This window comes from Mesorhizobium sp. B2-3-7, assembly GCF_006442695.1.
GTDB lineage: Bacteria > Pseudomonadota > Alphaproteobacteria > Rhizobiales > Rhizobiaceae > Mesorhizobium.
This window is the reverse complement of sequence record NZ_VFVV01000014.1, coordinates 84,735-105,669: the sequence shown is the minus strand read 5'-3', so window position 1 is coordinate 105,669 and position 20,935 is coordinate 84,735. Positions and strand designations below refer to the sequence as shown.

20 protein-coding genes are annotated in these 20,935 nt (G+C 60.9%); 10 read left to right on the top strand and 10 right to left on the bottom strand.

The window, feature by feature from the left end; all coding sequences use genetic code 11:
• Positions 1–149 precede the first annotated feature (149 nt).
• Both FJ940_RS24090 and FJ940_RS24085 read right to left on the bottom strand, forming a co-directional pair.
• Positions 150–629 (bottom strand): MucR family transcriptional regulator, encoded by a 480-nt coding sequence (locus tag FJ940_RS24090; RefSeq protein WP_318012505.1) that lies wholly within the window; start codon positions 627–629, stop codon positions 150–152.
• Positions 630–1,107: 478 nt separating this feature from the next.
• Positions 1,108–1,302: a hypothetical protein gene (locus tag FJ940_RS24085; RefSeq protein WP_140498455.1), complete on the bottom strand. Its 195-nt coding sequence runs from the start codon at positions 1,300–1,302 to the stop codon at positions 1,108–1,110.
• Positions 1,303–1,990: 688 nt separating this feature from the next.
• On the opposite strand from FJ940_RS24085, the gene FJ940_RS24080 reads away from it, so the two are divergent.
• From FJ940_RS24080 to FJ940_RS24065, 4 genes are all read left to right on the top strand, one after another.
• Complete coding sequence (locus FJ940_RS24080) at positions 1,991–3,997, top strand: DUF4838 domain-containing protein (protein WP_140658149.1); 2,007 nt, start codon at positions 1,991–1,993, stop codon at positions 3,995–3,997.
• A gap of 758 nt (positions 3,998–4,755) precedes the next feature.
• A complete protein-coding gene (locus FJ940_RS24075; RefSeq protein WP_140658147.1) occupies positions 4,756–5,085 on the top strand; it encodes a DUF768 domain-containing protein in 330 nt (109 codons plus the stop codon).
• Positions 5,086–5,164: 79 nt separating this feature from the next.
• Positions 5,165–5,665 (top strand): metallophosphoesterase family protein, encoded by a 501-nt coding sequence (locus FJ940_RS24070; protein ID WP_140498549.1) that lies wholly within the window; start codon positions 5,165–5,167, stop codon positions 5,663–5,665.
• 178 nt (positions 5,666–5,843) lie between these two features.
• Entirely contained in the window at positions 5,844–6,149 is a 306-nt protein-coding gene (locus FJ940_RS24065) for a hypothetical protein (RefSeq protein ID WP_140498458.1), read from the top strand.
• 134 nt (positions 6,150–6,283) lie between these two features.
• Here FJ940_RS24065 and FJ940_RS24060 read toward each other — a convergent pair whose 3' ends face one another.
• From FJ940_RS24060 to FJ940_RS24025, 8 genes are all read right to left on the bottom strand, one after another.
• Positions 6,284–7,468 carry an FAD-dependent monooxygenase gene (locus tag FJ940_RS24060; protein ID WP_140658145.1) on the bottom strand — a complete coding sequence of 395 codons (1,185 nt, stop codon included), beginning with the start codon at positions 7,466–7,468 and terminating at the stop codon, positions 6,284–6,286.
• Positions 7,465–8,187, bottom strand: a complete 723-nt coding sequence (locus FJ940_RS24055) for a class I SAM-dependent methyltransferase (protein ID WP_140658143.1) — start codon at positions 8,185–8,187, stop codon at positions 7,465–7,467. The genes FJ940_RS24060 and FJ940_RS24055 overlap by 4 nt, the downstream gene beginning before the upstream one ends.
• Positions 8,188–9,273, bottom strand: coding sequence for a type III polyketide synthase (locus tag FJ940_RS24050; RefSeq protein ID WP_140658141.1), 1,086 nt, complete (start codon positions 9,271–9,273; stop codon positions 8,188–8,190).
• Between the two features lie 446 nt (positions 9,274–9,719).
• Complete coding sequence (locus tag FJ940_RS24045) at positions 9,720–10,907, bottom strand: extracellular solute-binding protein (RefSeq protein ID WP_140525310.1); 1,188 nt, start codon at positions 10,905–10,907, stop codon at positions 9,720–9,722.
• Between the two features lie 34 nt (positions 10,908–10,941).
• Entirely contained in the window at positions 10,942–11,703 is a 762-nt protein-coding gene (locus tag FJ940_RS24040; protein WP_140658139.1) for a glucosamine-6-phosphate deaminase, read from the bottom strand.
• 2 nt (positions 11,704–11,705) lie between these two features.
• Positions 11,706–12,758, bottom strand: a complete 1,053-nt coding sequence (locus tag FJ940_RS24035) for a LacI family DNA-binding transcriptional regulator (RefSeq protein WP_140658137.1) — start codon at positions 12,756–12,758, stop codon at positions 11,706–11,708.
• Between the two features lie 211 nt (positions 12,759–12,969).
• The gene (gene uxuA, locus FJ940_RS24030; protein WP_140658135.1) at positions 12,970–14,154 is read right to left on the bottom strand and encodes a mannonate dehydratase; all 1,185 of its coding nucleotides are present in this window, start codon (positions 14,152–14,154) and stop codon (positions 12,970–12,972) included.
• Positions 14,155–14,189: 35 nt separating this feature from the next.
• Complete coding sequence (locus FJ940_RS24025; protein ID WP_140513573.1) at positions 14,190–14,864, bottom strand: GntR family transcriptional regulator; 675 nt, start codon at positions 14,862–14,864, stop codon at positions 14,190–14,192.
• 229 nt (positions 14,865–15,093) lie between these two features.
• Here FJ940_RS24025 and uxaC point away from each other — a divergent pair, with 229 nt between their 5' ends.
• The 6 genes from uxaC (at position 15,094) to FJ940_RS24000 (ending at position 20,900) form a co-directional block, all read left to right on the top strand.
• On the top strand, positions 15,094–16,494 hold the full coding sequence (gene uxaC, locus FJ940_RS24020; RefSeq protein WP_140658133.1) for a glucuronate isomerase: 1,401 nt from the start codon (positions 15,094–15,096) through the stop codon (positions 16,492–16,494).
• Positions 16,495–16,496: 2 nt separating this feature from the next.
• Positions 16,497–16,670 (top strand): hypothetical protein, encoded by a 174-nt coding sequence (locus FJ940_RS28560; RefSeq protein ID WP_181167349.1) that lies wholly within the window; start codon positions 16,497–16,499, stop codon positions 16,668–16,670.
• 158 nt (positions 16,671–16,828) lie between these two features.
• A complete protein-coding gene (locus FJ940_RS24015) occupies positions 16,829–18,004 on the top strand; it encodes an extracellular solute-binding protein (protein WP_140658163.1) in 1,176 nt (391 codons plus the stop codon).
• A 76-nt stretch (positions 18,005–18,080) separates the two neighbouring features.
• Positions 18,081–19,148 carry an ABC transporter ATP-binding protein gene (locus tag FJ940_RS24010; RefSeq protein WP_140581311.1) on the top strand — a complete coding sequence of 356 codons (1,068 nt, stop codon included), beginning with the start codon at positions 18,081–18,083 and terminating at the stop codon, positions 19,146–19,148.
• A gap of 8 nt (positions 19,149–19,156) precedes the next feature.
• A complete protein-coding gene (locus FJ940_RS24005; RefSeq protein WP_140581312.1) occupies positions 19,157–20,053 on the top strand; it encodes a sugar ABC transporter permease in 897 nt (298 codons plus the stop codon).
• 1 nt (position 20,054) lies between these two features.
• Positions 20,055–20,900 carry an ABC transporter permease subunit gene (locus FJ940_RS24000; protein ID WP_140498468.1) on the top strand — a complete coding sequence of 282 codons (846 nt, stop codon included), beginning with the start codon at positions 20,055–20,057 and terminating at the stop codon, positions 20,898–20,900.
• Positions 20,901–20,935 lie beyond the last annotated feature (35 nt).

Genomic DNA, 20,935 nt, shown 5'->3' with positions numbered 1-20,935 from the left:
GCCATTTGCGCCTTGCCCCCAGCCCCATTTGGCTGTTGGTCCCGCTGGCATCGGGCGGGCACGTCAAACTTGTGATCCGAAGAAAACAAATGCGACGACACGACCAACGACGCGAGAACTGCCGGAGCCTCGCCCTGTGCTCCATTCGGTTAGCCTCTGGAAGTTCGGCCACTGGCATTCCGTTGTCCAAGCCTGATCCTCTTGGCTGCCTCCGAGCGCAACGCAGTTAAATTTGGCGCCACAATCGGATAATCCGGCGGCAAGCCCCATTTCTGGCGATATTGCGCTGGCGTCATGCCGATGGATGTCAGATACCGCTTCAAGGATTTCATGCGGCGCCCGTCCTCCAGGTTGACGATGAAGTCAGGGGTCACCGACTTGCGGATCGGCACGGCTGGAACAGGTTTCGGTTCGGGCTGGTGATCGCCCACGGCAAGCTTTTGCAAGGCACGGCCGACATTCTGGATCAGGTCAACCAGATCGGAAGGCGACGTCCGGTTTTTCCTGACATAGGCCGAAACAATATCAGCGGTTAGCTCAATGTGGTCGGCGGGGTCAGAATCCATGAGTCCGCTCATTGCCTGAAGAAGGCTATCTTCCGTGGCCGAGGCGCGGAGCACGTTCTGCATCGCTCATTGAAGGATTGCCCACCGTCACAGGAGAATGCTCCTGATGCCCCGCTCCTTGCATGGCCCAATGCCATCCCCAGGTGCCGTTTGTGTCAATTGTCCCTTGGCGGCAGCCGATCCATCCAAAAGTGGTACCGCTTGGCAATCCCGATCCCGTGATGGCAGCGGCGAAACCGGCAACGCCGGCGGCACAGCTAAGCCGGCAAGACCGCACTGATCCGATGCCGGCGCGCACATGTCGCGTGCCGGTATCGACCGTCAAATCGATATCCAGCGCCGCCTCTCTGCGACGGCTCGACTTGTTCGCTACGGCTCGACTTGTTCAAGGCTGTCGTGTCTGGAGCTTCATGGCGCGCTTGAAGTCACGATTGTCCACGCGGACAGCGCAAGACATCTCCTGGCCCGTAAGCCTTGAACAATGCTTGCGCCTTGCACTGCGCATGTGCGCTTGGCGGCGCGGCTTGACGAACCGCTCTTTCTACCACTCCGAGCCGGTATAGCCCGCAGCTTCCTTCCACAATGCGAGTGCGATGCTTGGCGAGCGGCCTTTCACTTCAATGTCTTTGCCGCGGTACTTTCCAGCCGCAATCCACACTGTCTTTGAACGCTGATAGATGTTGATGTCGAGGGCGCTGGCTAGAGCTTCCCAGTCCCTGCGTCTCGAAAAATCCATCCGACCCCCATCTCTCCATAATGTGGAGCAGTAACGAACATGGCGGATGAGAGTTCCCAGATCGTGAGGACTTCACCATTGGTTTGCGCAAATGGGTCGCACAGCGGTGAAAACTGCCTCCGCTGGCTACGCCAGCGGAGTATTGAATTGGGCGATATCCCCAGGCTGGAGCTATTTGGCCGCCTTTGCCGTCCTCTCCGCACCCACCAGACTGCCAGCGGTTTTTCACCAGATCCGCAGGTGCCACCCGATCGGGCCGGCCTCGGACGACCCGGTCTTTGTCCGAATCGGCAAAACGGCGAGATGAAAGAAGCCACTGAAGCACTCAGTGAGATTGTCAAAAGAATGTTTTTGATCATGATAAGCCTCCAAAAGAGGGCATTGCTTATCCCGTGGAGATGGATAGTTTTTCCCGAAGAATATCGGGTATATCTCGATTAATTCTTTGCAACCTTTAAATGATATGGGACTCTGCGTGTATGTACCTATTATACAAAGAGAACCCTCACACGCTGATCTTCGCCTTGGCCCCGAACTGCAGACTGGCCATCAATGGATCGGCATGCGGGTAAGGGAAACGTAACGGCTGAAGCATGCAAAGCTTACGTGATACAAATTGTTGTGAACGCCCGTCTTCGTAAAATGGGTCTACATTCTTGGATGCGCGCGCATAGGTGAGGTCTTTGGCATGGGGCCGTTATCGCGAAGGACGTTTGCACAGGGAACGGTTCTGGGCCTGTTACACTGGCTTGGCTTTACCAACCCTGGCAAAGCGGCCACTCAATCTTCAGCTGGCGTAACGCTTATCGCCCGCGGCAGACCTGCGGCAACGCTCGTTACTTCGGATCAGCCGAGTGGCTCTGTTCACTACGCCGCCACGGAACTCGGCTGGCACATAAAAAAAGCGACCGGCATCCAACCTGCCATCACAACTGAAACCCATGTCTCGCCGGCTGGCCTGCGTAACGCCGCCCATATTTTTCTGGGCGACACCCGGTTCGCCCGGGCAGCCGGAATCACATTCGGCGCATTGGCGCGTGAAACCTGTATCATCCGAACCGTCGGCAACCATCTGTGCATCGCCGGCCTCGATCATCCCGGCAGTGCACTCGACCAAAACACGTCCGCGGGCACCCTCTTCGGCGTGTACGAGTTCCTTGATCGCTATTTCGGTGTCCGATGGCTATGGCCAGGTGAACTGGGAACGTTTGTCCCAAAGGCACAGTCCTTGGTGATCCCCGCGCTTGATTACGTCGTTACGCCCCGGTTCATGCAGCGTCGCGTGCGCGCTGGGGCTGGCTTCACGAGCGAAGAACATCCCGAAATGGGTTTCACCGCAGCAGCGGCGAAAGAATATATGAAAGCCCAGGCCACGTTCCTGCGTCGCCACCGAATGGGCCGCAGAGTACCCACGAACTACGGTCACGCTTTCGTCGACTGGTGGCAGCGGTATGGCACCGAGCATCCCGAATGGTTTCAATTGGTCAGAGGCAAACGGGGCCCGGTGAGGCTGGGCGCTCGCTTCTCGATGTGCATTTCCAATCCGGGCTTGCGAGAAGAGATCGTCTCGCAATGGCGTGAGCATCGGAGCGCCTCTGCGGGACAGCCAACTTTCGTCAATGCGGTCGAGAACGACATCCCGGGGCAGTGCGAGTGCGAAATATGCAAAGCGCTGGATGGCCCAGAGCCGCCTGACTATCGAAAGTTCATTCCGTCGAAGTCGAAGATCGCCAGCAAGCCTTTCGTATCGGACCGCTATGCGCGTTCATGGCAAGCCATTCAGCGGATAGCCGCGAAAGACGACCCTAACGCGGTCGTGGTGGGATACGCCTATATGAATTACTTCGCGGCACCGACATCGGGAATCAAGTTGAACCCGAATATCCTGATCGGGTTTTGCCCATCGGCCTGGTACTATCCACGCAGCGGCGAAGAGCAGGACTGGATAAAAGACCAGTGGCGCGGATGGGCGGCAACGACTGCCCAGGTGTTCATGCGCACCAACTATTTCCTGGATGGCTACTGCATGCCGCACATATTCGCCGGCCAGTTCGCCGACGAGTTTCAGAACGCGGCGCGAAACGGGATGGTCGGAACCGATTTTGACTCGCTGACAGGCCATTGGGCGACGCAAGGTCCAAATCTCTATTTGTTGATGCGCCTGCAGACACATCCTGAGACTGCCGTGGAGTCATTGTTGTCGGAATATTATTCAGCCTTCGGACCTGCGGCCGACGACGTCAAAAGCTATTTTGATTATTGGCAGGCGTATACTTCGAACGCTCGCGCCCAGCTGCGGGAGGGGTTCGAGGCTCTTGGAGCATCTCGTTGGCGAAGCTGGGCGAAGGCGGCGCACGCTGTCTATCCAGAGGAGAGTTTCGCGCCGGCGGAAGCCTTGCTTGACAGGGCGGCCGCCTCCGCAATCCAAGATCCGGAAGCCTCAATGCGGGTGAAGTTCCTTGAGCTGGGATTGCAGCATGCGAAGCTGTGCTCGCGAGCGGCCAGCAAGCTCACGCTCGGCGATCCGCAATCCACCTATGAGCGCGGGAAGCCGGAACTGGAAGCGTTGCTGCAATTTCGGCGATCATATGAGCATATGTGGATATCCAACATGAATCACTGCGCGTGGGTGGAGAGCCAGAGTTGGATCCTGCGAGGCTTTGCGATTCAGTCTCCGGACCTTGATCCGGAATGATCCACCTATTTGAAGGAGCGGTCGCGAGAAGCTAGCTGGCCAAGCCACGCGACATCGCGCCCTGGCCAGCTAGGGAGAGGTGGTCGGCGTTGTGCCAGGCACTGCCGACTGTGCTCAGCGCAGTCGCGGGAGCGCTTCTGTCCATGAACGGGGGGACTGCGTCAAGACAGGCGACAGACGCGACAATCACCTCGCAATTTTTCCTCAATCGCCGGAGAGGACACGTCGTGCTGCGCGGAAGTCGGTGCCTGGCTCTGGTTTCCCGATGTGAGGCCGAGACTTGCCGGACTGCATTTTTCCTGTGCGGCTTTGAGCTGTGTTAACGTTGCCCTTGAACCGGTGAATCGGACCGAGGGGACTAGGGTCCGAAACCCGATTTTCATCCTGTTTGGCTGACACCTCCCATTGTTTTGGGAGCTGTGAACCACCTGGGCATTTCGCGATTCGAAGGCGAACCTTCAACCGCGCCCTAGAGTATTGTTAGGCCCAGGTACTTCCCACCTCCCTTTATAGAACACGGGAAGTCTGTAACCTATGACTGCAAATTGTAAGCTGACAGTTTGGGGCTACTCCGTTCGGATACCGTGTGTTGCCGACGGCAAGGGCCGCGGCACCGATGGCAGCGGCAATGGCCATGCTCAACCGGCGCGTTCATCGGATCCCCGGTACCCAAGGTCAACGTCACAAGAGTCCGCAAAGTGTAGCCAGGAACATGGAACAACCGCTCTCAGCAGCAGTTGTCCGGTTCAGGAGGCAATATGAGCGCGACGATCGAGTTCTTTCGAACCTGGCTGCAGGAGAATGTCGGAAACCTGGCGACCGACACGCAAGTCAGCGTCGCGGTGTTGGCCCAGCAATTCGAGCAGGATGCGGACGCCGCAGGATACGGGCGCGAGGTTCGCGAAGAAGATATCGGCAACATAGAGGACGCCATCCAGCAGGCCCTCGACAAGGCGAACGCAGCCAACGGCCGGCAACCAGTTCCGGAGGAAGATGGCTCGCTTACGCCGATTATCCAAGGTCTTGAGGCTGCGGAGCCTGAACACTCAGCGTCTGCCGCCGGTGACGGCCGTAAGGAAGGAAGCTGACGAGCGCGTACAGCCGAATACCGGATCGTTAGTCCGGCGTATCGGGCTGGGTCGATCAGCGAGGGAAGTCGCGCACAGGATGATCTTCTTCACGAGCGATACTCATTTCAACGACCCACGCATCCTGCGAATTGATCGGCGGCCGTTCGGCTCGCTGGCAACGCATGACGCGGCGCTGATGAGCCTCTGGAACGAGACCGTCGGCTCGGACGACGAGATCTGGCATCTGGGTGATTTTGCCCGCCCGAAGGCCGGCATCGAAAACATCCTGTCGCAGCTCAACGGGCGCAAGCACCTGATCATCGGCAACAATGACGGAAGCGATGCAACGCTCGCATCTGGCTGGGCCAGCATCCAGCACTATGCGGAACTGGTGGTGGACGGTACCCTCCTCGTCCTGTGCCACTATCCGTTTCGGACCTGGAATCAGATGGGCAAGGGATCGGTGAATTTGCACGGCCATTCGCATGGCAAGCTGAAGCCGCTTACTCGCCAGCGTGATGTCGGCGTTGACGTGTGGAATTTCCGGCCGGTTTCCCTGCCGATCCTGCTCAGCAAGCACAACCGTCGATCAGGCTGAGCGTGGCCCGTCGCCACTGACCGGCAGTCGTCCTTTATACAGTTCTGGATGTGCTTCGCTCAGCATCAAAGCCGGACAAGAATGAAGATCGATCACGATTTTCCGTTACAGGAACAACAAGGACGGCGCTCCGTTGGGAAAGTGATCGCAACAAGCGATTTAACCAATGGAGGCACTTATGATGAAAACGATCTTGGTCGCATCCGCCCTGTCCTTAGCGCTCGCCACATCCGCCCTGGCCCAAACGAGCGGCTCGGGCAATGCCGGCGGTACCGCAGGCGGCGGCATGAACAACAGCGGCACGAGCGTCAACGGCTCCGGCAGCACCACGGGGACCGTCACAACTGATCCGAATGCGACGAACTCAACCACGACAACACCAAACGGCATGAATGACCGTTGCAAGGACACTGCGGGCAATGACGTCGACACCAATACCGCCAGCGGCACTGCCACCTCGCCGTCCCAAAATTGCAACAAATAGTTCCGCCAGCAGAATTCAGCTCAGGCCCGGCGATGACCGGGCCTGAGACATCATGTCGAATCGCAAGGCTGGGCCTATCGAAAGACGGAGTGCATGACCGCTATAGCGTCTTGGAGCACAAAGTCTTGAGCCTCTCAGTCGCACCCGATCGGCAGCGGTTTCGTTTTGCCGGTCAACCTGGCTCCCAGCGTCAGGCTGTTCGGGAAGCCGCTCACGAACGTGTTCATCGCGGCAGCGGACATGGGATGGGAGGCAAGGCGTGCCAACAAGGCAGCCACGCGAATGCGGGTGGCAAATTGGCTGTTCCAGACCTTCGAATAGCGGCGGCCAACAGCAATCCTCGCCGCCCGGTCCCAACGGCCGAACCTGGCCAGTTCGTTGGCTAGCAACCAGCCTGACTGCAGGGCCATCGATATGCCTTCAGCGATGATGGGATGGGACTCACCGGCGAGGTTGCCCACCCGAAATATGTCGTCGGCAAAACGTGGACGAATGCCAGGCCGTATGGGACCTGTGGCGAGCCATTCGCCATCGAGCGTGGCATTCACGATCGTGGAGGCGACACGGGGACACGAAGCAAGGATATGGGCATGAACAGCTTGGGCTGCCGACGAGACGTTGCCTTTTTCGCGTAGCCTGATCAAGACGTCGCGGCGCATGCAGCACGACAGCGACATCCTGTTCCGGTCGGCCCAGACCATGCCGCCATAGCCGCCCGGAAATGCCAGCAGGGGCATGAGGTCGCGGTCGAGCTCAGCGCCGGTGAAATGAGCCTTGAATCCGAAAAGATCGTGCGGCGCGTTGGTTTTCGGCAGGTTCGTCGGAAGCCTTCCTTGTTCCCACGAGCCATGCGCGGCAATAACGACCGGCGCAACGAGAACTCCCTGATCGTGCTTGCTTTCGATCCGAACCATAGCGTTGTCACCATCGGTGGTGATCTCCGCCGCCCGCCAAGGCTGGAACACGTCGGCTCCGGCATCGCGAGCCGCATCCAAAAGCATGCCATCCAGAACGTCGCGCCCGAGCGCGCGTCCAAATGCATCTCCCGCGGCCCGCGGCATGCCCGCATCCGTGCCGGGACCCGATGCAAAAAGTGCAACCCGCTTGACCTCCGGACCAGCTTTGGCGCGAACCGCGGCGCCTCCGCCCAATCTATCCAATAGATCCAGATTGACCGCAGACATGAATTCCCCGCAAACTTTGCGGCGCGGGAATTCACTTCGCTCGACGATGGCAACGGCGCGCCCCTGGCCGCTCAAAGCCAAGGCCACCGAAGAACCACTTGGCCCGGCGCCTATGACGATGGCGTCGTACATCATGGCAAACCTTCCGAAGCGCGGTCGACGGCAAGGAAGGCATGGGTAAACGGTCCAATTCTGCGTTCTGCACACTGGCGCCTGAAATCCGGGGGCCATAGGCTGGAAAGCTCATCACCCGCAAAACCGGCGCGGACGCTTGCCGCCGCATCGTGCAAAGTCACCTCGTTCGCGCCGATGACATGCAGAAGCGAACAGGCTCTTAAGGCAATGGCGTTTCGGCTCGGCTCGGTGGCGAGAAACACTGGCGCCAGAGGGCGAATCGCCAAAAACAGGCGTTTCAGGGCTGCGTCCGGAAAATGGTGCAGAAACAAGTTGGCCGATACCACATCGAAGGCGCCGGCTCGGGGGCTTTCGATCCATTCGAAGACATCATCGATGATGGTTTCGACCCGCCAACCAAGTGCGTAGAAATCAGCGAACCGCCTGTCTGAAATGAGGTTGAACTGGTCAAGCATGACCAGGTCGACATCTGTCCAGCGCCGGGCGAGGCGCTTTGCGACGGAAAGCATGAATGCTCCATCGCCGGAACCAATTTCCAAAAATCTGGTCGGGCTTTTGCGCACGCTTGCCTTCAACAGGCTGGCCATGATCGCGCTCTGAAACATCAGTGCGTTTATCCAGGCGAGATCACGCCGCGAACCGACGGCCCTTGGATCGTCGGGAGGCAAATTGTCGAGCAGTTCCCGCTCGATCCGACGATGGTCGAGATCATTGGCCATTCAGGTATCGCCGGCTGTGTGGAACATCATCGTCTCGGTCGTCAGGCCAGGTCCGAATGCCATGGCACAACCCACACGGTCTTCCTTTGTGGCCTCGCGCAGCATTCGCTCGAGTACGAACATGACGGTAGCAGAGGACATGTTTCCGTTTTCACGAAGGACCTCGCGGGAGGTCGACAACGCATCGGAACGGAGATTCAGCGCGCGCTCCACTGCGTCGAGAACGGAGCGGCCGCCCGGGTGGACGGCCCAAAGGTCGACGTCTGAAACGCTCCTGTTTCCCAGAATGCTGCCTATGTGTGTGCCGAGTGCATGGTGGATTGCGGCGGGAACCTCTCCCGACAACACCATGTCGAAACCGTCGTCGCGTATGTTCCAGGTCATGAGGTCGCGGCTGCCGCCATCGACGAGCGCGTGAAAACTATCCAGTCCTATGCCAAAAGGACTGGCGCTTACCGACGCAGCCGAGCAGCCATCGCCCCACAGGCAGAACGAGAGCAGCTTTTCAAGGTCGGAGGTCTCCTTGAGGTGAAGCGTACAGAGTTCGATGCTGACCACCAGAACCCGGGCCTCGGGTTCCGACCGGATGATGTGTCGTGCCTGCTTGAGTGCGTTGATCGCTGCATAGCAACCCATGAAGCCGAGGATTGTGCGCTCGATGGAGGTCGGCAGGTTGCACCGGGCAATTATTTCCAGATCCAGGCCGGGGGCGGAAAACCCCGTGCAGGTGGTGACGATCAAATGTGTGATACGGCTCCTGTCCTGACCATGAAGGAGCTTCTCCACGGCCTGTTCAGCCAGAGCGGGCGCTGTGGCCGCGAACATCTCCATGCGCTTTGCCGTGCCTGGAAACGCGCCGCGTTTGAAAACACCCTCCAAATCGACACTTGGGCCTTCAGGATCATCGGCGGGCGCAAAGCACGAATAACGATGCTCTATTCCGCATCTGTCCGCCATGCGATCAAAGATCGCCCGGCGACGGGGATTTGCCGTCAACTGGGAACCGGCAAATTGAAGAAAGAAGCGGTGAACGCCATTCTCCGGAACGGCTGCCGCAATCCGGTTGATGAAAGCTTGAGCGGGCATTTTTTCCTCGGCCTACAGCTTTAGGCTGGTGTACCGCGGGCGGTGACTACGAACCCGACCGGGTCGGGACCAGCCCCTGAGAGGTGGTAAACACCCTCATAAACGTTCGGGACAGATGAAAGCTTCCCTCGTCCTCGACGATTTCCAAGGTGCCGGCCAATGGCGGCACCAAGCGCAATTGGAGGCATCCTCGGCGGCGCAGGCGGGCGAGCGTCGAATGTGGCACCGTACGCAACGGATGCCGCATTCGCATCAGGATGGATGGCACCGCGGCCGCCATATAGCCAGACGAGTCATCCATTCCTTGACCGGCCAAGGCCTTGGCCAGTCGACCGCGATCTCGGTCGGACCGGCGGGTTCCCCGGACCACCAGGGATCGTCAAGGCGGCTTAGCTATCATGGCAGCGGGGACAAACCGCTGTCGAATGGCCGTGCGCGGAGATACCCTATTTGGCGTTTTTGGCCCCGCCGATCTCCTTGTCCCACTTCTCGAACATGGCAACCAGCGGTTTGGCGTCGAGCGGCGGTTCGATCGGGTTGTCGGCGATCATCGCGGCATATTCGGGCCGGCCGAAACGCTTGATCGTGTCCTGGCTGTCCTGCGGCGCCATCTCTATCGGCACGTCCCTGATCGAAGGGCCGGGGTACATGTAGCCGTGATCGTACATGAATGCCTGCTGCTCGGGCTCAAGGATGAAGGCGATCAGTTGCAGGAGAACGCCGAGCTTTTCGTCGGAAACGCCCTTTGGGATAGCCACATAGTTGGCGTCGCTGACCCAGTGGAAGCCCTTCAGGGTCGCAATCTTGTAGTCTTCGGGAACGATGCCGAGATAGCGCGGATTGATGTCCCATCCGGTGGTCGTGGCGATGATGTCGCGCGTGCCGTCACCCAGTTCCTTCATGGTGACGGTCGTGCCGGAGGGATAATAGTCGATGCAGTCGTTCAGTTCCTTGAGATAGGCCCAGGTCTTCTCCCAGCCGTCGATAGGATCCAGCGGATCCTTGTCGCCGAGCAGGTATGGAAGACCCATGACGAAGGTTCGGCCGGGGCCGGAATTCGCCGGGCGCGCATACATGAACTTTCCCGGATGCGCCTTGCACCAGGCAAGCAACTCTTCAGCGGTCCCAGGAAGGTCCTTGACCCGATCCGGCGCATATTCCAGGAGCGGGCCTGACGGATACCAGCTATCGACGAAGGCTTGGCCCTTCGCCATCTGCTGCATGGCATAGGCGCCCGGTAGGTAGCGCTCGTCGAGCTTGGGAAACATATCGGCATAGTCAGGCAGGATCTGGGTCCACAATCCCTGGTCGATGCCCGCGGCAAGGGCGTCGTTACCGGTGAGCACGAAATCGATGTCCAACCGGCCTGCCGCCTGCTGGGCCTTGAGCTTGGCGGCAAGTTCGGGCGCGGGCGCCTGCGTGTAAACGAACTTCGAGATCAGTTCCGGATGGGTCTCGGCGAACTTTTCAAGCGCCCGCTGGCTGAGTTGCAGGTCGCCGGCAACGTCGACCACATTGATGACCAGCGGTTCCTTCGGCTTCGGGAACTCCTTGGCAAGCACGAAAACCGGCCTTGCCGCCGCGGCAACGCCAGCACCCAGGATCGTTAGAAGGGCATTGCGTCGGGTTGTCATTGGTGTCTCCTCCCTTTCTAGGTTGCGTGGACGGTTATTCGCCCACGGTGTCCGGCACTTCGCGAAGCAGAGCAGCCGATTGCGGATCGAGAAACAGGTGGCAGTCGGCATGCCTGCGCAAGATACCGGCCGGCACCATCGGCGAGATCGGCGCTTCGACCGTATCGCGCACCGCCTCGGCCTTGCGGCGGTCCGGCACCGCCAGCACGATCAGACCGCTTTTCATGATCTGGTTGACGGTCATGGAGATCGCCCTGTGCGGAACGTCTTCCAGCGTCGGAAACCAGCCTTCGCCGAACTGCTGGCGGCGGCAGCGGTCGTCCAGCGTTACCAGGTGGAACGGTGCGGTCGTCTCGAAGTCCGCGGGCGGATCGTTGAAGGCGAGGTGGCCGTTCTCGCCAATGCCCGCGAAGGTCACATCGATAGGGTGCCGGGCAATCAACGCGCTGATGCGCGCCACCTCGGCACCTGGATCCGGCACGTCCCCGTCGATGAAATGAAAGGCCCCGAGCGACGGCAGCAGCGCGGTGAAGCGCTCCTTGAGATAGTGCCGAAAACTGGCCGGATGCGTATCCGGCATGGCGACATATTCATCGAGGTGAAAGCCGGTGACGCGCGACCAGTCGATGTCATCCCGCTTCACCAGCGCGGCAAGCACCTCGAACTGGCTGGCGCCGGTGGCGACGACGATATTGGCCGCGCCGCGCACCTCGATCGCGGCGCGGATCGACTGCGCCCCCAGTTCAGCGGCAGCGGCGCCCAGCAGCTTTTTGTCCGGTTTCACGTAAATTCGCATGATCACTCCGTGGTTGTAAGTCGATCGAGCCCCGCCGTGGCTCGCTGCGAGCACGGGGCCTGGGTTGTCGCCCTGATGACGAATTCGGTGACGAGATTGATGCGCTTGTGAGCGAGCGGCTTGCCTTGCAGCATAGCGACGAGAAGCTCGACCGCCTGCCTGCCGGCCTCCGCGCAATGAGTTGCGATGGACGTCAGGGGCGGGAAAAGGGTCGGCGCGAGTATGCCGTCGCAGCCGATCACGCTGTAGTCGCCCGGCACCGACAGGCCGCGCGCGGCAAGCCCGGCCATGATGCCTTGCGCCATGACATCGTCGAATGCGAGTACGGCGGTCGCGCCCGTCAGGACGAGTTCATCGACGCAGGCCTGGCCGGCCTCGAAGCTTGGCCGCGAGGTCGGAACCCGTACGATCTCAACCCCAAGCTCGACGGCCCTCCTGGTCACGGTGCCGTAGCGCTGGCTGTTCGACCAGGAGAATGCCGGCCCGGCAACATAGGCGATCGATCTATGGCCCAGCGAAACCAGATGCTCCAGCGCCTGCCCATAGCTTGGCCCGCTATCGACCAGAAGCCGTACCATGCCGGGAATGTCGCGGTTGACGAGGACGCAAGGCCGCCTCCGCGCATGTTCAAGGATCTGTTTCGTGTGCAGGCGCGAAGAGGCGATGATGAAACCTTCTACCTGCGCCGACAGCTTGGTCAGGAGAATGTCTTCCACATCCGGCGTCTCATCAGAATCGCCGATAAACGTCGCATAGCCACATTCGCGGGCCGTCGCCTGCCCCCCACGCATCATCGCCGCGAAGAACGGGTTGGTGATATCGGGCACGATTAGCGCGATGTTGCCCATCCGGCCGGTGCTTAGTGCGCGCGCGGCATGATTGGGGACATAGCCGAGCCGCGCGGCGACCGAGTGAACCCGCGCGACCGTCTCGCGACTGAGAAGTTCCGGCCGGCTGAAAGCACGCGAAACGGTAGCCGAAGAGACGTTGGCAGCGTCCGCCACCTCGCTCAGCGTCGGTGTTGAAGATGAATTGTTCCGCTTTCGGTCAGGCATGCGCGCCCCTATGCAAGCGCTTGCATGAAAGCGCTTGCACGAAGTCGTGTCAAGGATTGATTGGCCTAGAACAGGTCGGATAGTCGGGCTGTCCCCCGAGGCACTCCTCCACAGGCGGAAACCGACCTAATGCCGACCGACGTCAGGGATAGGGCAGGATCGGCGCAGGCGGACCGAAGCCGCGCCGATCACGGTAGGCATTGCCGCGCTGTCAACCCTTCGACTGGAGCGCGTGGATCACGCCGCGCAGTTCCGCCAGACCGCGCAGGCGACCTATCGCCGGATAGCCGGGATTCACCGTTTTTGTGAGATCATCCAGCATGCGGTGGCCGTGGTCGGAGCGGAAGACGATGGTGTCGTGCGGTTCCCGTTTGCCGTCTTCGGCCAACAATTCGCGCAGTACCGCAACCATGTCCACGTCGCCGTCCAGATGCGCCGCTTCATGGAAGGTGCGGCCATCGCCTTCGCGCTTGGTCGCCCGCAAATGTGCGAAGGGGATGCGCGACGCGAAGTGCTTCGCCATCGCCGGAAGATCGTTGTCGGCGCGCACGCCAAGGCTTCCGGTGCAAAAGCACATGCCGACGGCCGGCGACGGAACTGCCTCGAAGAGCGCGTTGTAGTCGGCGGCGGTCGAGGCCACCCGCGGCAGACCAAAGAGCGAGCGGGGCGGATCGTCCGGATGCAGCGCAAGCCGGACGCCGCTGCTCTCTGCGGCGGGCGCGATCGCCGCCAGGAATTCGGTGAGATGGTGGCGCAGCCGGGCGGCATCGATGCCCGCATAACGCTCCAGCCGGTCGCGAAACTGCGGGACCGTCAACGGCTCCGTGGTCGAGCCCGGCAGCGCACTGGCGATGTTGGCGACGAGGGTCGCGGCCTCCTCTTCGCTCATCGCCTCGAAAACAGCTTTCGCCCGCTCGCGGTCCTCGTTCGAATAATCGGCTTCGGCTCCCCTGCGCTGCAGGATGTGGAGGTCGAAGGCTGCAAACCGGTCCTGGTCGAAACGCATCGCGGTCGCGCCGCTTGGCAGTTCGTAATCGAGATCGGTGCGGGTCCAGTCCACCAGGGGCATGAAATTGAAACAGATGATATGGATGCGGTTGGCCGCAACCGCTTCCATGCTGGCGATCCAGGCCTCGATCTCGGCTTTCGCCTCGCCGCCGTGGCGCTTGACAGCGTCAGGGACCGGTATGCTTTCAACGACCGACCAGACAAGCGGCGAGCGGTCGGACGGCGTATCCTCGATCATCGCCTTGCGCGTCGCCACCTCCGCCTTCGTCCAGGCACGCCCGATCGGGACTTCGTGCAACGCCGATACGATATCGGTGGCGCCGGCCTGACGCACCGCATCAAGCGGAACCCCCGCGTCCGGCCCAAACCATCTCCATGCCTCGCGCATTCGTCATTTCTCCAACTATTTCAGGGCTGGTCGGCTCAAATAAACCAGTCGGGGTAGGCGTCGCGCAGTTGCTCGACATCGGGAATGACAGCGCCCAGATGGATTCGCATGGCCTCACAGGCAGCCTTCACGTCATGCGCCGCTATGGCGTTGCGGATGACCGTATGCTCGCCGATCACATGGTCCATGCGGCCAAGCGCCGGCAGCGTCATGCGTCGCGCCCGGTCGATCTGCACCTTGACCGGCTTCAGATAGTTCCAGATGCCGGAATAGCTGGCTATTCGGGCAATCGCCTCGTGAAAGGCCTCGTCGGCCTCGTGAAATCCGTTCATGTCCTGTCGTTCGGCAAGGAACCGCTGCCGCGCCAATATGTCGTCGAGCTTTCCCACATCGTCGCCGTTTGCGCATTGCGCGGCCTTTTCGACCGTGGCGCCTTCCAGCGCCTTACGGATGACGACGGCTTCGGGAATGAGCGAGATCGGTATCGGCGCGACGAAGGTTCCCGACTGAGGATAGATATTGACCAGCCCGTCTTCGACTAGGCGAATCAACGCCTCGCGCACCGGCGTGCGGCTGACACCGAAACGCTCGGTCAGCACCTTTTCATTCAAGGCGTTGCCGGGCTTAAGCTGCATGGATACGATCGCCTCGTGCAGTTCGCGGTACACTGCGGACGCAGCCGTCGTACGCACGATGCCCGGCCGACGCATCTTCGTTCGAACGGAGACGGCGTCGCGGTCGGAGCCCGCAATGCCCGCATGCGCCTTTGCTGATGTCATTTCTCGATCCCCGATCTTCAATCAGTTGACATATTAATATATTATTCCTTACTGTTCGCCAATATCGGAACGCCGCTTCATCCCAAATTATGATCGCGCGCATTCAATCGCCCCTCCCTTCCGAACGCCGCTTTCGCGGCTCGACCGCAAGGATTTTGCAATGCCGCTCCATCCCGACAGGCTTTTTTCGCCTGATCCTACCGTCCGTTCCATCGCCAGGCGCCTCTATGAAGGCGTGCGTGCCTTGCCGATCATCTCCCCGCACGGCCATACCGAGCCGGATTGGTATGCGTATGACCTGCCGTTCCCGGATCCGGCCACGCTGTTCGTCAAGCCCGACCACTACATTTTGCGCATGTTCTATTCCCAGGGAATGCGCATGGAAGATTTCGGCGTCCCACGACTGGATGGGGGCCCGATCGAAACCGATCCCCGCAAGATCTGGCGCCGCTTCGCCGAGAACTACGCCCTTTTCCGCGGCACGCCGACACGGCTGTGGTTCGAGCATTCGCTGGCAACGGTCTTCGGAATCGAAGAGCGGCTCGGCGCGAAGAATGCCGACCTTCTTTATGATCGCATCGCCGAACAGCTCGAACGGCCGGAGATGCGCCCGCGCGCGCTCTACAAGCGTTTCAACATCGAAGCCATCTCAACGACGGACGCCGCCACCGATGCGCTTGCCGCGCATGATGCGATCAAGGCTTCCGGCTGGGACGGCCAGGTTGTGCCAGCCTACCGGCCAGACGCCGTCGTCGACCCTTCGCGCAAGGGTTTCCATGCCGAGGTGGAGCGGTTCCTGGCGTTGGCCGGAACGCCGGCCAGCTATCCCGGCTATCTTGAGGCGCACCGAATCCGCCGTGCATATTTCAAGCAGCGCGGCGCGACGTCCACCGACCACGGCCATCCGAATGCCCGCACCGCCGACCTGTCGAAGGCGGAAGCAACGGCTCTGTTCAACCGGGTGCTGAAGGCCGATGTTTCGCCCGAGCATGCCGACCTGTTCCGCGCGCAAATGCTGACCGAAATGGCGCGCATGAGCGTCGAGGACGGCCTGGTCATGCAAATCCATCCCGGCTCTTTCCGCAACCACAACCCGCAGATTTTCGCCGAGTTCGGCTTCGACAAGGGCGCAGACATTCCCACCGGCACCGATTATGTCCACGACCTCAAGCCGCTCCTCGACGCGTTCGGCAACGACACGCGCCTGACATTGATCCTGTTCACACTGGACGAGACGGTCTATGGGCGCGAGCTTGCGCCGCTTGCCGGGCATTATCCGGCGCTGCGCCTCGGGCCGCCCTGGTGGTTTTTCGACAGCCCCGAAGGCATGTACCGGTTTCGCAAGCTTACCACGGAGACAGCCGGCTTCTATAACACGGTGGGCTTCAACGACGACACCCGTGCCTTCTGTTCGATCCCCGCGCGGCACGACATGGCGCGCCGCGTCGACTGCAATTTTCTCGCGGAATTGGTGGCTGACCACCGGCTCGACGAGGACGAGGCGCAGGAAGTGGCGCACGATCTCGCCTACCGCCTGGCCAAGAAAGCCTATAGGCTCTGACCATGGCGCAGCGGCTTTCCAATCGGACCTGGGTGACCTGCCGGCCGGGATCGGGCGCGCGGACCGCAAAGATCGGCTTGGCTGCCCAACTGGCCGCCGTCTTCCTGCGGCTGAAGCAGGTCCTCGGCACCGATCTCCCGGCCGAGCCCATTTCGCAAGCCTGGGAACCGTATTGACCGATCTTTTGAACGACGGCGCCGCAGCCACCGTGGCATGATTGGCGCAGCGGTTCATGCACGGAGCAGAAAGCGGTTGTTTTTGATGACTGGTAGATTAATATATCAAAATTGAAATCCTGCCGGACAAGACAGGACCAGCGGAGGAGTTGAAGATGATCAAGATCACTCGGCGACAGGCGGTCGGCGGATTAGCCGGCATGGCGGCGCTTCCGGTTGCGCGCGCGTTTGCCCAGACCGCCAAGCTGCCGACCGCGCCCGTCACCATCAATATCGTCGATGTCGCCGGCAATCTGGCGCTAACCCAGAAGGCGATCGAGAATTACAAGACGGCCAAGCCGGAACTGATCTCGAACATTGTCTTCACTAAGGCGCCCGCCCCCGAGCTTCCCGGCAAGATCAAGGCGCAGCAGGCGGCGAACCGCGTCGATATCGACCTCGTGCTTACCGGAACGGATGCGCTGTCGGCAGGGCTCGAGATGGACCTGTGGGTCAAGCTGCTTCCTGATGATTCGGGCGCCTTGCCGAAGCTGGCCGATATCTATCAGGAGCCGGCAGCGCGCATGCAGACGCTGGCCAAGGACCACGGCGTCGTCGTCACCTACTACCCGTCCGGGCCGCTGCTCGAATACATGCCCGACAAGGTCAAGACAGTGCCGACCACGGCGGAGGAGCTTCTGGCCTGGGCCAAGGAGAACCCGAACCGGTTCCTCTATGCGCGCCCGGCCAATTCCGGCCCCGGCCGTACCTTCCTGATGGGCCTCCCCTATCTGCTCGGCGACAGCGATCCAAAGGATCCGGTCAAGGGCTGGGACAAGACCTGGGCCTATCTCAAGGAACTGCACAAATACATCGAATATTATCCGACCGGCACCGGGGCGCTGATGAAGGAACTCGGCGAAGGCACGCGCGACATGACGGTGTCGACGACGGGCTGGGACATCAACCCGCGCGTTCTCGGCGTCGTGCCGAAGGAAGCCAAGGTTGGGGCGCTGAAAGGCTTCCATTGGGTCGCCGACGCCCATTACATGTGCGTGCCGAAAGGGGTCAGCGACGAAAAACTCGCCGTGCTCAAGGATCTGATGGCATTCCTGCTGACGCCTAAACAGCAGGCCTATACCTATGACGAGGGCTATTTCTATCCCGGCCCGGCGGTCAAGGATGTCACCCTCGACATGGCGCCGCAGGAAAGCCAGGATGCGATCGCCGAATTCGGCCGCACCGAATATGCCGACCTGATCGCCAACAACCCGATCGAACTGCCGCTGGAGCCAGCTTCGATGGTCACGGCATTCCGAATCTGGGACGAACAGGTCGCCGCCACCGCGAAATGACAAACCTTTGATTGTCAGCGCATAATAGGAACCGGCATGCCGCCCGGTTCGCCTACAACAATGGGGCTACGAACGGATGCTGCTCGCCTCGTCGAAATTCGACGAACTCCGCCTCGATCATATGAGTCGAAAATTCGGCAGTATGAGCGCGCTGAGTGACGTTTCGCTGACCGTGCGCAAGGGGGAATTCATCGCCCTGCTCGGACCTTCGGGCTGCGGCAAGTCGACCGCACTGAACTGCATCGCCGGACTGCTTTCCACCACGGGCGGCAGCATCTATCTCGACGACAAGCGCATCGACCAGCTTAAGCCGGAAGACCGCGGCTTCGGCATGGTCTTCCAGAACTATGCGCTGTTCCCGCATATGACCGTCAAAGCCAATATCGGCTTCGGCCTGAAGATGCGCGGCACGCCCAAGACCGAGATCACGCAACGCGTCGACGAGGCGCTGGGACTGGTGCGGCTGGAAACGCAGGGCCACAAGCTGCCGGGTCAACTGTCAGGCGGTCAGCAGCAGCGGGTCGCCATCGCCCGCGCCATCGTCATCGAGCCGCCGCTGGTGCTGATGGACGAGCCGCTCTCCAACCTCGACGCGAAATTGCGCATCGAGATGCGTGCGGAAATCCGGCGCATCCACAACCAGCTCGGGGCCACCACCCTTTATGTGACGCATGACCAGGATGAGGCCTTGTCGCTTGCCGACCGCATAGTCGTGCTGCGCGATGGCCGAATCCGGCAGGTCGGCGCTCCGCGGGACCTCTATGAGAGCCCGGACCATCTCGACGTCGCCGAATTCATGGGCTACCGCAACCGGCTAACCGGCAAGGTCACCCGGCGCGACGGCGACATTGCCACGGTCGAAGTCGGCGGCGTCAGCCTTTCGGGCAGAGTGCGCGACGATCTCGCGGTTGGCGCGCACGCCGTGATCGCCGCCAGGCCGGACGATGTCACCGTGAGCGACAAGGGCGTCGGGACGCTCGATGCGAAGGTCGAAACCATCGAGTATCGCGGCCGGGAATTCGTCGGCACGGCACGCACCGAGGGCGGCCTCGAGCTGATTTTCCATGCCAGCCAGGCCGCGTCGGTCGGGAACACGGTTTCGCTCTCGATCGATTCTGCCCATGCCCTGATCTACGCGGCCTGAGGATGGCGATGTCGACGCTCGATCATACGCCCTCTCCTTCTCTGCGCCAGCGGCTGGCCTTGCACGGGATCGACGGCGTCACCCTTCTGGTGCTTCCGGCCGCCTTGTTTACGCTGGCGATCTTCGTCTATCCCTTTGTCTACGGCCTGCTCCTGTCCTTCCAGCCGAAGGAAGGGGGGCTCCTCGCCAACTACCAGCGTTTCTTCACCGACCCGTTCCTCTACAACACCATTGCCACCACGCTGTGGCTGGCGGTGCCGGTCACCGTTATCAGCCTGGCGCTGGCGCTGCCCATCGCATTTCGCGTTCGCCTGATGACGCACCAGCGCATGCTGACCACCATCCTCGTGCTGCCGGTAACGCTCGGCACGGTGCTGGTAGCGGAAGGCCTGCTCAACTATCTGGGACCGCAGGGCTGGTTCAGCCGCACGCTGATGTTGTTCGGCGTCATCAGCAGTCCCGTGAAACTCACCAACAATTACTGGGGTGTTTTCGCGTCGCTGATCATCACCGGTTTCCCGTTCACGTTCCTTTTGACGCTTTCCTATGTGACAGGCATCGATCCGGCACTGGAACAGGCAGCGGCGACCCACGGCGCGCGCTCCTGGCAGCGGTTCCGCTATGTGTTCCTGCCGCTGCTGATCCCCGGCCTGGCCATCGCCTTCCTGCTTTCATTCGTACAGGCCTTCGCCGTCTTTCCGTCGGCGGTTCTGCTCGGTGCGCCGGCCGGGCCGACCCGGGTCATCTCGATTGCAGCCTACCAGGCCGCCTTCGAGCAATATGACTACTCGATGGCCTCGGCAATCGCGATGATCATGGCCGGTGTGCAGTTGGTCATCGTCGTCGCCATCCTGATGCTGCGCAACCTGTTCTATCGTGGCAGCACCGCAGGCGGAAAGGGCTGACATGATCCGCGACACAACCATCGCCGCCAAGCTCTGGATCACCGCCATCTGGGTGGTGGTGGGTTTCTTCGTACTCAACCTCGCGGCGATGATTGCCACGGTCATCCTGTCGTCCTTCGGCACGCGCTGGCTGGGCACATGGATTCCTGCCGGCTTCACCACCCGCTGGTATTTCGCCGCCTGGGCGGAATTCCAGCTCCACGATATCCTGATCGTAACCTTCCAGATCGCCTTCACCGTGGTCGCGCTTTCAGGCCTGCTCGGCGTGACGGCGGCCTATGCGCTGGCGCGGCGCGATTTTCCCGGCAAGAAGCTGGTCATGCTTCTGTTCCTGCTGCCGCTTCTGGTCCCGCCGATCACCTTCGGCATTCCGCTGGCTACCGTGCTCTACCAATCGGGGGTCGGTGGCACCTTCTGGGGCGTGGTGCTGGCCAATCTCGTGCCGACGGTTCCTTTCGTCATCCTGGTGATGATCCCCTTCATCGAGCAGATCGATCCCAAGATCGAGGCGGCCGCGCGTGTCTTCGGCGCCAACACGTTCCAGCTCTTTCTCCATGTTCTGCTGCCGATGCTGATGCCGGGCATCTTGGCGGCGCTGCTGCTGGTGCTGGTGCGTACCATCGGCATGTTCGAACTGACCTTCCTGACAGCCGGGCCGACCAGCCAGACGCTCGTCGTGGCGCTGTACTATTCGGTCTTCGCCTCGGGCGTTCGCGCGGTGCAGTCGATCGACGCGATGGCGGTGGTGTATATGATAACGACGCTGGTCTGGCTGCTGATCGCATTGCGCTTCGTCAATCCGACGCAGATTGTAGCGCGGGCAAAGCAGCAGCCCGCCTCCGCCTGAAACAGGCTTTTCTTTCCGCCGCATGATGGCGGCGG

Coding starts and splice junctions, on each gene's coding strand:
- FJ940_RS24090 (WP_318012505.1), bottom strand. CDS start 629: ATGCAGAACGTGCTCCGCGCCTCGGCCACGGAAGATAGCCTTCTTCAG.
- FJ940_RS24085 (WP_140498455.1), bottom strand. CDS start 1,302: ATGGATTTTTCGAGACGCAGGGACTGGGAAGCTCTAGCCAGCGCCCTC.
- FJ940_RS24080 (WP_140658149.1), top strand. CDS start 1,991: ATGGGGCCGTTATCGCGAAGGACGTTTGCACAGGGAACGGTTCTGGGC.
- FJ940_RS24075 (WP_140658147.1), top strand. CDS start 4,756: ATGAGCGCGACGATCGAGTTCTTTCGAACCTGGCTGCAGGAGAATGTC.
- FJ940_RS24070 (WP_140498549.1), top strand. CDS start 5,165: ATGATCTTCTTCACGAGCGATACTCATTTCAACGACCCACGCATCCTG.
- FJ940_RS24065 (WP_140498458.1), top strand. CDS start 5,844: ATGATGAAAACGATCTTGGTCGCATCCGCCCTGTCCTTAGCGCTCGCC.
- FJ940_RS24060 (WP_140658145.1), bottom strand. CDS start 7,468: ATGATGTACGACGCCATCGTCATAGGCGCCGGGCCAAGTGGTTCTTCG.
- FJ940_RS24055 (WP_140658143.1), bottom strand. CDS start 8,187: ATGGCCAATGATCTCGACCATCGTCGGATCGAGCGGGAACTGCTCGAC.
- FJ940_RS24050 (WP_140658141.1), bottom strand. CDS start 9,273: ATGCCCGCTCAAGCTTTCATCAACCGGATTGCGGCAGCCGTTCCGGAG.
- FJ940_RS24045 (WP_140525310.1), bottom strand. CDS start 10,907: ATGACAACCCGACGCAATGCCCTTCTAACGATCCTGGGTGCTGGCGTT.
- FJ940_RS24040 (WP_140658139.1), bottom strand. CDS start 11,703: ATGCGAATTTACGTGAAACCGGACAAAAAGCTGCTGGGCGCCGCTGCC.
- FJ940_RS24035 (WP_140658137.1), bottom strand. CDS start 12,758: ATGCCTGACCGAAAGCGGAACAATTCATCTTCAACACCGACGCTGAGC.
- uxuA (WP_140658135.1), bottom strand. CDS start 14,154: ATGCGCGAGGCATGGAGATGGTTTGGGCCGGACGCGGGGGTTCCGCTT.
- FJ940_RS24025 (WP_140513573.1), bottom strand. CDS start 14,864: ATGCGTCGGCCGGGCATCGTGCGTACGACGGCTGCGTCCGCAGTGTAC.
- uxaC (WP_140658133.1), top strand. CDS start 15,094: ATGCCGCTCCATCCCGACAGGCTTTTTTCGCCTGATCCTACCGTCCGT.
- FJ940_RS28560 (WP_181167349.1), top strand. CDS start 16,497: ATGGCGCAGCGGCTTTCCAATCGGACCTGGGTGACCTGCCGGCCGGGA.
- FJ940_RS24010 (WP_140581311.1), top strand. CDS start 18,081: ATGCTGCTCGCCTCGTCGAAATTCGACGAACTCCGCCTCGATCATATG.
- FJ940_RS24005 (WP_140581312.1), top strand. CDS start 19,157: ATGTCGACGCTCGATCATACGCCCTCTCCTTCTCTGCGCCAGCGGCTG.
- FJ940_RS24000 (WP_140498468.1), top strand. CDS start 20,055: ATGATCCGCGACACAACCATCGCCGCCAAGCTCTGGATCACCGCCATC.